Origin of the sequence: Frateuria sp., from assembly GCF_035695185.1 — a bacterium.
Taxonomy (GTDB): Bacteria; Pseudomonadota; Gammaproteobacteria; order Xanthomonadales; family Rhodanobacteraceae; genus Frateuria_A.
Genome location: NZ_DASSES010000120.1, coordinates 1 through 10,260, shown reverse-complemented (window position 1 = coordinate 10,260; position 10,260 = coordinate 1). Strand labels below are relative to the sequence as shown.

9 protein-coding genes are annotated in these 10,260 nt (G+C 70.4%); 6 read left to right on the top strand and 3 right to left on the bottom strand.

Going from position 1 to position 10,260, the window contains the following annotated elements:
* The 6 genes from VFH59_RS09975 to rpoH form a co-directional block, all read left to right on the top strand.
* A partial coding sequence (locus VFH59_RS09975; RefSeq protein ID WP_325164744.1) for a helicase-related protein occupies positions 1-1,122 on the top strand: 1,122 nt, incomplete at its 5' end.
* Positions 1,123-1,416: 294 nt separating this feature from the next.
* Entirely contained in the window at positions 1,417-2,094 is a 678-nt protein-coding gene (gene ftsE, locus VFH59_RS09970; protein ID WP_325164743.1) for a cell division ATP-binding protein FtsE, read from the top strand.
* Positions 2,091-3,062 (top strand): permease-like cell division protein FtsX, encoded by a 972-nt coding sequence (gene ftsX / locus VFH59_RS09965; protein WP_325164742.1) that lies wholly within the window; start codon positions 2,091-2,093, stop codon positions 3,060-3,062. Before ftsE ends, ftsX begins: the two co-directional genes overlap by 4 nt.
* A 126-nt stretch (positions 3,063-3,188) precedes the next feature.
* A complete protein-coding gene (locus VFH59_RS09960; protein WP_325164741.1) occupies positions 3,189-4,025 on the top strand; it encodes a response regulator in 837 nt (278 codons plus the stop codon).
* Positions 4,022-4,738 (top strand): uracil-DNA glycosylase, encoded by a 717-nt coding sequence (gene ung, locus VFH59_RS09955; protein ID WP_325164740.1) that lies wholly within the window; start codon positions 4,022-4,024, stop codon positions 4,736-4,738. Before VFH59_RS09960 ends, ung begins: the two co-directional genes overlap by 4 nt.
* A 247-nt stretch (positions 4,739-4,985) precedes the next feature.
* Complete coding sequence (rpoH, locus tag VFH59_RS09950) at positions 4,986-5,837, top strand: RNA polymerase sigma factor RpoH (protein WP_325164739.1); 852 nt, start codon at positions 4,986-4,988, stop codon at positions 5,835-5,837.
* Between the two features lie 200 nt (positions 5,838-6,037).
* On the opposite strand, the gene tal is transcribed toward rpoH, so the two are convergent.
* The 3 genes from tal to VFH59_RS09935 form a co-directional block, all read right to left on the bottom strand.
* Positions 6,038-6,991 carry a transaldolase gene (gene tal, locus VFH59_RS09945; protein ID WP_325164738.1) on the bottom strand — a complete coding sequence of 318 codons (954 nt, stop codon included), beginning with the start codon at positions 6,989-6,991 and terminating at the stop codon, positions 6,038-6,040.
* 17 nt (positions 6,992-7,008) lie between these two features.
* On the bottom strand, positions 7,009-8,310 hold the full coding sequence (locus VFH59_RS09940) for an NAD(P)/FAD-dependent oxidoreductase (RefSeq protein WP_325164737.1): 1,302 nt from the start codon (positions 8,308-8,310) through the stop codon (positions 7,009-7,011).
* An 89-nt stretch (positions 8,311-8,399) separates the two neighbouring features.
* A partial coding sequence (locus tag VFH59_RS09935) for a primosomal protein N' (protein WP_325164736.1) occupies positions 8,400-10,260 on the bottom strand: 1,861 nt, incomplete at its 5' end.

Genomic DNA, 10,260 nt, shown 5'->3' with positions numbered 1-10,260 from the left:
TCGGCCACGCTCAGCCACCGCGTGCTGGAGCTGGCCTACGAGCACATGCACGAGGCCGAGAAGCTGGTGGTGGAGACCGACAACGTCACCGCCGACAAGGTGCGCCAGGTCGTCTACTTCCCGGCCAAGGAAGAGAAGATGCCGCTGCTGCTCAACCTGCTCGAGCGGGAGCAGCCCAGCCGCAGCATCATCTTCGTCAACACCAAGGCGGCCGCCGAGCGCATCACCGACCGGGTCAAGCGCCAGGGCTACCGCGTCGGCGCGCTCTCCGGCGACGTGCCGCAGCTGAAGCGCCAGAAGCTGCTGCAGCGCTTCCAGGACGGCCAACTCGACATCCTGGTCTGTACCGACGTGGCCGCGCGCGGCTTGCACATCCCGGCGGTCAGCCACGTCTTCAATTACGACCTGCCGCAGGACGCCGAGGATTACGTGCATCGCATCGGCCGCACCGCGCGCCTGGGCGCCGAGGGCGATGCGATCAGCTTCGCCTGCGACCTCTACGCCATGAGCCTGCCGGACATCGAGACCTACATCGGGCAGAAGATCACGGTCGCGGCGGTCGAGCCGGACATGCTGCTGATGCCCAAGCCGCGCGAGATCGATCCGCAGTTCGCCGCGCAGGCCGCGGCCGACAGCGAGCAGTTCGGCGACAAGGTCGAGCCGCGCGGGGACGAGCGCAAGGGCCCGCGCAGCGGATCGGGTTCGCGCCGCGGTCGTGACGGCGAGCGGGGTTCGCGCGAAGGCCGTCCGGCGCGCGCGCCGCGACAGCCGCGGGCGGAAGGCGAGGTGGCCGTGGCGACCGAGCCGCAGCCGGGCGTGGTCACCACCGCTGCCGCCGCGCCGGACGCGGCGCCCTCACCGGAGGGCGGCGAGGGCGCACGCAAGCGTCGGCGTCGCCGTGGCGGTCGCGGCCGTCGCCGCGAGGGTGGTGAAAACACCGCCCCCCAGGCGCAGGTGCCGGCGGAGAACCGTGTTCCGCACGGCGAGCGCAAGCCGCCGCGCGAACGCGGCACCGGTCCGTCGAGGCCCTCGCGCCAGGTGACGGTGCAGTCGGGCGTGGAATCGGCCGGAAAGAAGCCGGGTTTCTTCCGCCGCCTCACGCGCCTGTTCACCGGCCGCTGAATGCTTGGCTTCCTTCCCTCCGGGCGCGAGTAGTTGCCTGGAGGGAAGGGTCAGGGGTCGGGCCCACGATGGGCTCGTCGAAGCCGCGCCCTGGCGTGGCTGTGCCGCAAGAACGGTCCTGTACCGATACCGCTTCCTAATAGGCAAAGGCCTCGAAGCGGGCCTCTCGCCCAACCCTTCCCGCGGCGGGCGAAGAGGCGGGCCCGCCACTCGTTCGGTCGCTCGGTGGAGGCCACAACGACCCCGCGCATCCCGTATCCTTTGCCCCTGGTGCGGGACAAGGAACCACACGCGGTGATCCGCTTCGACCAGGTGAGCAAGCGCTACGAGGGCGGCCACGAGGCGCTCTCGCAACTGTCCTTCGAGGTGGCGGCAGGCGAGATGGCCTTCGTCACCGGCCACTCCGGCGCCGGCAAGAGCACCCTGCTCAAGCTGATTGCACTGATCGAGCGGCCCTCGCACGGGCAGATCGTGGTCGACGGCCAGGCGCTGGCCAAGGTCGGCCGCGGCGGCATCCCGAAACTGCGCCGCCGGCTGGGCATGGTGTTTCAGGACCACCGGCTGCTGATGGACCGCACGGTGTTTGCCAACGTGGAACTGCCGCTGTTGATCGGCGGCATTGCGCCGGCCGAGCGCAGCCGCCGCGTGCGCGCGGCGCTGGAAAAGGTCGGCCTGCTTTCCTACGAGCGGCAGCTGCCCGACTCGCTCTCCACCGGTGAGCAGCAGCGCGTGGGCATCGCGCGCGCCATCGTGGCGCGCCCGGCGGTGCTGATCGCCGACGAACCGACCGGCAACCTCGACCCCCAGCTGGCGGTGGAGATCATGGGCCTGTTCGCCGAATTCCAGGACATCGGCACCACCGTGCTGGTGGCCAGCCACGACCTGCCGCTGATCAAGCGCATGAAAAAGCGCGTGGTAGTGCTCGACCACGGTCGGCTGGTGGCCGACATTCCGGCGGAGGAGGTGCTGTGAACGCCCCTGCGGTTGCCGAAAAGCCCGTGCCGCGCAGCGGGCGCAGCCAGCACCGGCACTTCGCCGGATGGCGCGAACACCACGGCTGGAGTGCCGCGGCGAGCCTGCGCCGGCTCGGCCGACGTCCGCTGGGCACGCTGATGACCGTGGCCGTGCTGGGCCTCGCGCTGGCGTTGCCGCTGGCGTTCTACCTGCTGCTGGCCAACGTCCAGTCGATGGGCGGTGCGCTGGGTCGGAACCCGGCGATCAGCGTGTTCCTCAAGGCCGACCAGGCAGGCGCGCAGGCCAACCTGCTGGCCGGTGAACTGCGCGGTCGCCCGGACATCGCCTCCGTCGCCGTCAGGACGCCGCAGCAGGGCCTGGACGAACTGGCCACCCTGCAGGGCTTCTCCGGCGCCGTGCACGCGCTGGACGATGCCAATCCGCTGCCCTGGGTGTTGGTGGTGCAGCCGAAGGCCGGGCTGGACGCCGCCGCGGTGGACCAGCTCGTCGAAGCGCTGCACGGCGAGCGGGCGGTCGACCTGGTGCAGGACAGCGGCCAGTGGCGCCAGCGGCTCGATGCCCTGCTGGACGTCGGCCATCGCGTGGTGCTGGTGCTGGCCGGGCTGCTCGCGCTGGCCGCGCTGCTGGTGGTCGGCAATACCGTGCGCACCGACATCGCCGGCCGCAGCGAAGAGATCGGGGTACTGCTGCTGCTGGGCGCCAGCCGGGCGTTCGTGCGTCGGCCGTACCTGTATGCCGGCGTCTGGTACGGGCTGTTCGGCGGCATGCTCGCCTCGCTGCTGGCATTGGCCATCGAGCTGGCGCTTGCCGGTCCGGCGGCGGAGCTTGATCGTGCCTACGGTGGCAGCCTCACGCTGGGCGCGTTGCCCTGGTGGCTGCTGCTCGCGGTACCGCTCGCGGCCGCCGTGCTCGGCTGGATCGGCGCGCGGCTGGTCAGCGCGCGGCAGCTTCGCAAGGCCCTCTAGCGCGGGGTGGCGACCCGCCCGGGCGCCTTAGTGATCGCCTTCGCAACCGCCGTCGGACGCGATGGTGCAAGATAGCCCCGAGGTGCGCGCGGGGCGTACACGGGGTTTGAAGTGGATGGGTGGGGAATGAATGCAGGCATTGGCGGCCGCAGCGCCGGCACCGCTCCGCGGGTGCTGGTGGTGGATGGCTCCAAGGTGGTGCGCCAGCTGATCACGCGCGTGCTCAAGGCCGAGCTGCCGGAAGCCGAACTGGTCGGCTGCGGCAGCGGCGCCGAAGCGCGCGAGCTGATCGGGCAGGGTCCGTTCGACTTCATTACCATCGCGCTGCGCCTGCCCGACATGGACGGCCTGGAACTGGCGCGCCACGTGCGCGAATCGGCCCAGGCCTACGTGCCGATCGTGGTGGTCTCCGGTGACGTCGATACGCGCCTGCACAAGCGCGAACTGGGCGACGTCACCGACTACTTCGACAAGTCGCTGGGCTTCCAGGCCCTCGCCGACTTCATTCGTGGCTACGTGCGACCGGAAGACAACGCCGAGGGCACGGTCCTTTACGTGGAGGACAGCCGCGTGGTTGCGCTCGCGACCCGCCGCATGCTGGAAAAGATCGGCCTGACCGTGCGCCACGTGGTCAGCGTGGAGGATGCCCTGGCCATGCTGGAAACCGATCGCGCGCAGGGCCGGATCGGCGCCGACGTGGTGCTCACCGACGTCAGCCTCAAGGGCGAGCTGACCGGCGGTGATCTGCTCGAGCGCATCCGCAGCCAGTTCGGTTACGGCAAGGGCCGGTTGCCGGTGCTGGTGATGACCGGCGACGAGAACCCGGCCAACCAGGCGGCGCTGCTCAAGGCCGGCGCCAACGACCTGGTGGAGAAGCCGGTGGAGGAAAAACTGCTGGTCACCAAACTCCTGTTTCAGCTGCGCGTGGCCAGGCACCTGCGCGAGCGGGCGCAAGGCGCGTGAGCGAGGCCGCAGAAGCCGAACGGATCCGCCTGGAGCCCTCCTGGAGGGCGCGCCTGGGCGAGTACCTGGAGCGCCCGGAGATGCGCGCGCTGGCCGACTTTCTGCGCGCGGAGAAACGTGCCGGCAAGGTGCTTTATCCGCCCGGGCCGGAGATCTTCAACGCCTTCGCGCACACGCCGTTCGACAAGGTGCGCGTGGTGATCCTGGGCCAGGATCCGTATCACGGGCCTGGCCAGGCGCATGGGTTGTGCTTCTCGGTCCGCCCGGGCGTGCCGGTGCCGCCCTCGCTCGGCAACGTCTTTGCCGAGATCGAACGCGACCTGGGGCTGCCGCGACCCGACCACGGTTGCCTCACGCCCTGGGCCGACCGTGGCGTGCTGCTGCTCAACAGCGTGCTGACGGTCGAACAGGGCCGGGCCGGCGCGCACCAGAACAAGGGCTGGGAAGGCTTTACCGACGCCGCCATCGCGGCACTCAACCGCGAGCGCGAGGGGCTGGTGTTCATGCTCTGGGGCGCCTACGCGCAGCGCAAGGGCCGGTTGGTCGACCCCACGCGGCACCTGGTGCTGAGCTCGGTGCACCCCTCGCCGTTGTCGGCGCACCGTGGCTTCATCGGCAACGGACACTTCTCCGCCGCCAACCGCTATCTCGAGAGCCGCGGCGAGCCGCCGATCGACTGGTCGCTGCCGCCACGTTCCCGGCTGGGCGCGTGAGCACGGCTCCCGGGTCCGTTCTGCCCCCGCGCAAGGCGACTGTCCCGGTGCCGAGGCCCTGCCACCAGTTCACAGCCGATAGATCGCCCATCTGAACAATGGCCGCATGACCACGTGGCAAGTGCTGGCAGTGCCGCCTGCATTGCTGTACGATTCGGTTCATTAAATCCCGCAGCGAAACTTTCGCCTTCTTTAGCACTCTCAACAGTGGAGTGCTAAGCTGCGATTTACTTGCCGGAGGTTCCACATGTCCCAAGCCTTGGTGACCGCCAACCTGCCGATCCCCAGCGTCGTTGGCAGCCTGGATGCCTACATTTCCGCCGTGCACCGCATCCCGGTGCTGAGCCACGACGAGGAACAGGCGCTGGCGCGCCGTTTCAACGAGGAAAATGACCTGAATTCGGCCAAGAAGCTGGTGATGTCGCACCTGCGCTTCGTGGTCCACGTGGCCCGTGGCTATTCGGGCTACGGCCTGCAGCTGGGCGACCTGATCCAGGAAGGCAACATCGGCCTGATGAAGGCGGTCAAGCGTTTCGACCCGGACCAGGGCGTGCGCCTGGTCAGCTTCGCGGTGCACTGGATCCGCGCCGAGATGCACGAATTCATCCTGCGCAACTGGCGCATCGTGAAGGTCGCCACCACTAAGGCCCAGCGCAAGCTGTTCTTCAACCTGCGCAAGAGCAAGAAGCGCCTGGGCTGGATGAACGCCGAGGAGGTGCGCGTGGTCGCCCATGACCTGGGCGTGCCGGAGGCCACCGTGCGCGAGATGGAATCGCGCCTGTCCGGCCGCGACATCGGTTTCGAGGCACCCGCCGACGCCGACGACGACGCCAAGCCCGCGCCGGAGGCGTTCCTGGTCGACGACGGTGCCGACCCGTACGACAACGTGTCCGACGCCGACCAGGCCGACAACCAGATGGAGACGCTCTCCAGTGCGCTGGACAAGCTCGACGAGCGCTCGCGCGACATCATCCAGCGCCGCTGGCTCAACGAGAACAAGGCCACGCTGCAGGACCTGGCCGACGAGTACGGCGTATCGGCCGAGCGTATCCGCCAGGTCGAGGCGAATGCGATGAAGAAGATGCGCGCGTTGTTCTGAGAAGCACGCTGCATCCAGTCAACAGCGGCGGCCCCCTAGTGGGGCCGCTTTGCTTTGCGCCCCCCTTACGGGCCAGGGTGGGGGTGAAGGCCCCGCGAAGGGCTGCGCGCGTTGTCGCCACCGAGAAGCAGGCGCGGGCCCTGGTCAGCCATCGAGGCCGGCCTGGCCCCTTCCCTGGCGGGAAGAGGGGGCAGGGCGGGTTACAGCCGTTCGGCCAGCAACTTCTCCAGCTGCCGCTGGTCGGCCGCGAACTTGCGGATCCCCTCGGCGAGCTTGTCGCTGGCCATCGCGTCCTCGTTCATGCCCCAGCGGAAGCGCGCCTCGTCCATGGCCGGCGGGAGTGCGGTGCGGGTGCCGTCGTCGGCCAGGCGCCGCGGCAGCGCGTCGTCCGATCCGTCCAGCTGTTCCAGCAATTCCGGGCTGATGGTCAGGCGGTCGCAGCCGGCGAGTGCCTGGATCTGGCCCACGTTGCGGAAGCTCGCGCCCATCACCACGGTGTCGTAGCCGTGGCTCTTGTAATAGTGATAGATGCGCCGCACCGACTGCACGCCCGGGTCCTCGTCCGGCGCGTACTGCTTGACGCCGGTATTGGCCACGTACCAATCCATGATGCGGCCGACGAACGGCGAGATCAGGAACACGCCCGCCTCGGCACTGGCGACCGCCTGCTCGAAGGCGAACAGCAACGTCATGTTGCACTGGATGCCGCGCCGTTCCAGCTCGCGCGCGGCGCGCACGCCTTCCCAGGTCGAGGCCAGTTTGATCAGCACGCGGTCACGGCCGATGCCGGCGTCCTGGTACAGCCCGATTATCCGCTCCGCCTTGGCGATGCTGGCATCGGTGTCGAACGACAATCTGGCGTCGACCTCGGTCGAAACGCGCCCGGGCACCAATTCCAGGATCTTGCGCCCGACCGCCACTGCCAGGTGGTCGCTCGCGTCCACCAGTTGCTGCTCGCGCGAGTGACTCTGGGCACGAGCCCACGCCAGCGATTCCTCCAGCAGCGGCGCGTAGGCGCTCTGTGGAATGACCTTGAGCAGCAGCGAGGGATTGGTGGTGGCATCGACCGGCCGCCAGCGGGCGATCGCATCGATGTCGCCGGTGTCGGCGACCACGGTGGTGTATTGGCGCAGTTGTTCGAGTTGGGAAGGCACGATGGAGGGTCCGGGTGTCAGGGAGTGTCGGAGGGGCGCTCGTCCGCGGCGGGAACGTCGTCCGCGTCGGCACCGGTGACGATGCGGGCGTGGCGCTCGTAGGTCCAGTAGGCCCAGGCCCAGTCCAGCAGCACCACCAGCCGGTTGCGGAAGCCGATCAGGAAGTAGATGTGGGCGATGAGCCAGACCCACCACGCCGGCGGGCCGGAGAGCCGCAACCGCCCGAATTGTGCCACCGCAGCCATGCGCCCGATGGTGGCGAGCGCGCCCTGGTCTCGGTAGTGGAACGGAGCGGGCGTCGAGTCGGCGTCTAGGCGCGCGCGGATGCGGTCGGCGGCGTGGCGGCCCATCTGTTTGGCTGCGGGCGCCACGCCGGGCACCAGCGTGCCGTCGGCACGCTCCACGCAGGCCAGGTCGCCGATCACGAACACCTCCGGGTGGGCGGGCAGGCTGAGATTCGCAGTGACCCGCACGCGGCCGGCGCGGTCGACCGGCGCGCCCAGCTGACGCCCGAGCGGCGAGGCGGCCACGCCGGCAGCCCACAGCACCGTGTAGGCGTCCAGCGCCGTACCGCCCAGGCGCACGCCGTCCCCGCCGATCGCGGTGACGGCGGTGTCGGTACGTACCTCCACGCCCAGACGCTCGAGCTGGCGCTGCGCCTTGGCCGACAGCAACGGGTCGAACGCCGCCAGCAGCCGCGGCCCGGCTTCGACCAGGACCACCCGCGCGCTTTGCGGATGGCTGCGGCGGAACTCGCGCGGCAGTGTGTGCCGGGCGATCTCGGCCAGCGTGCCGGCCAGCTCCACGCCGGTCGGCCCGCCGCCGACCACCACGAAGGTAAGCCAGGCGCGCCGCTCGGCCGGGTCGTTCTCGCGCTCGGCCCGCTCGAAGGCGAGCAGCACGCGGCGGCGGATCGCGAAGGCGTCGTCCAGCGTCTTGAGCCCGGGCGCCCAGCGCGCCCAATCGTCGTGACCGAAGTAGGCGTGGTTGGCACCGGTGGCGACCACCAGGAAGTCGTAGCCCAGTGTCTCGTGGGCGAAGCGCACGCGCCGCGCCTCCAGGTCCACGTCCAGCGCTTCGTCGAGCAACACGGTCACGTTGGCCTGCCTGCGCAAGATCTGCCGCAGCGGCGCGGCGATCGATGGTGCCGACAGCCCGGCGGTGGCGACCTGGTAAAGCAGCGGCTGGAACAGGTGGTGGTTGCGCCGGTCGACCAGGGTGATCCGTACCGCGACATCGGCGAGCCGGCGCGCGGCGGCCAATCCGCCGAAGCCGCCGCCGAGAATCACGATGTGGGGAAGCGTCGGGCCATCATCCATGGGGCTTTGCCTTGCATCGCGAAGGACCCGCGCATTCTCCCACGCGTGCATCGCTGCAGCAGTGTGCCCCGCGAAACCGTGGTTGCAGGCTAGTACAGGTCGATCGGATCGACGTCGAGCGACCAGCGGACCCTGCGGGCCGATGGCAGTCCGGCCAGCACGTGCTGCCAGGGGCGCAGCACGGCATGCAATGGAGCGCGTGCGCCGGCCTCCAGCAGCAGCTGCCCGCGATGGCGGCCGGCGCGCAGCGGCATCGGCGCGGGCATGGGGCCGGCTATGCGCAGCGCCGGGTCGGCCGGCAACGCTGCATGTGCCTCGGCGAGAAAGGCTTCCACCTCCGTGCGCTGGTGCGCTTCCACGCGGAGCAGCGCCTGGTGGCTGTAGGGCGGCAGCGACGCCTGGTGCCGTTCGGCCAGCAGTTCGTGCGCGGCCGCGGCATAGCCGCGCGCGAGCAGCCCGCGCAGCAGCGGATGCTCCGGATGATGGGTCTGCAACAGCACGCGCCCGGGCTTGCGGGCGCGTCCGGCGCGCCCGGCCACCTGCACCACCAGCTGGGCCAGCCGCTCGCCGGCGCGGTAATCGACGCTGAGCAGGCCCTCGTCCACGCCGACGATGGCGACCAGCGTGAGGTTCGGCAGGTCGTGCCCCTTGGCCAGCATCTGCGTGCCCACCAGGATCGCCGGCGCATCTGCCGCAAGGCCGTCGAGCAGCCGCTCGAAGGCGTCGCGGCGGCGCGTGGTCTCGCGGTCGATACGGACGACCGGAACCCCGGGAAAGTGCGTGGTGAGCGCCTCCTCCAGCCGCTCGGTGCCCTGGCCCTGGGGCCTGAGCTCGGCGGCGCCACAGGCCGGGCAGGCCGGCGGTACGGCCGCATGGCGGTCGCAGTGGTGGCAGACCAGCGCGCGGCGCTGCGCATGCAAGGTCATCGGCCGTTCGCAGCGCGGGCATTCCGCGTGCCAGCCGCAGGCGTGGCACAACAGGACCGGCGCGTAGCCGCGGCGGTTGCGGAATACCAGCGCCTGCTCGCCGCGTGCGGTCGTGTCGGCCACCGCCGCCAGCAGCGTGGGCGACAGGCCGTGCTCGAGCCGTTGCGCGCGCATGTCCACGATCTGCACCTGTGGCGGGCGCGCCGCTCCTGGACGGGCATGCAGGTGCAGCGCGCGATAACGGCCCGCCTCGACGTTGGCCAGCGTCTCCAGCGAGGGCGTGGCCGAGCCCAGCAGCACCGGTACGTCCAGCGCGCGCGCGCGTACCAATGCCAGGTCGCGGGCGTGGTAGCGGAAGCCTTCCTGCTGCTTGTAGGCGCCGTCGTGCTCCTCGTCGACCACGATCAGGCCGGCCCGCGGCAGCGGCGTGAACACGGCCGAGCGGGTGCCCAGCACGACCCGGGCTTCGCCGTTGCGCGCGCGCAGCCAGGCGCGCGCGCGTTCGCCCTCGGCCAGGTTGGAATGGATCACCTCCACCGGCACGCCCAGCCGCTCGCGCAAGCGACGCACGGTTTGTGGCGCCAGGCCGATTTCCGGAACCAGCAGCAGCGCCTGTTTGCCGGCCGCCAGCGCCTGCGCGATCAGCGCCAGATAGACCTCGGTCTTGCCGCTGCCGGTGACGCCGTGGAGGAGGAAGGGCTGGAAGCGATCGAAGGCGGCGGCCACGGCCATGACGGCCGCCGCCTGCTCGGTGCTCAACGCCGGTGCGGGCGTGGGCGTGGGGTCTGCCGGTTCGGGGAAGCGCCGCTCAACCAGCCCGGCATCCAGCAGGCGCCGCGCGGCGGGGCGCCAGCCGGGCAGGGCGATATCCAGCTCGGCCGCTTCCAGCGGCGCCTTGGCCAGCAGATCGAGCAGCGTCCGGCTGGAACCGCGCCGACTACCGGCATCGCGCGCGCTTTGCCCGGCCACGGTGAGCGCATAGCAGGGCTCGGTGGTTTCCGGCAGCGGCCGGGGCTCGCGCAAC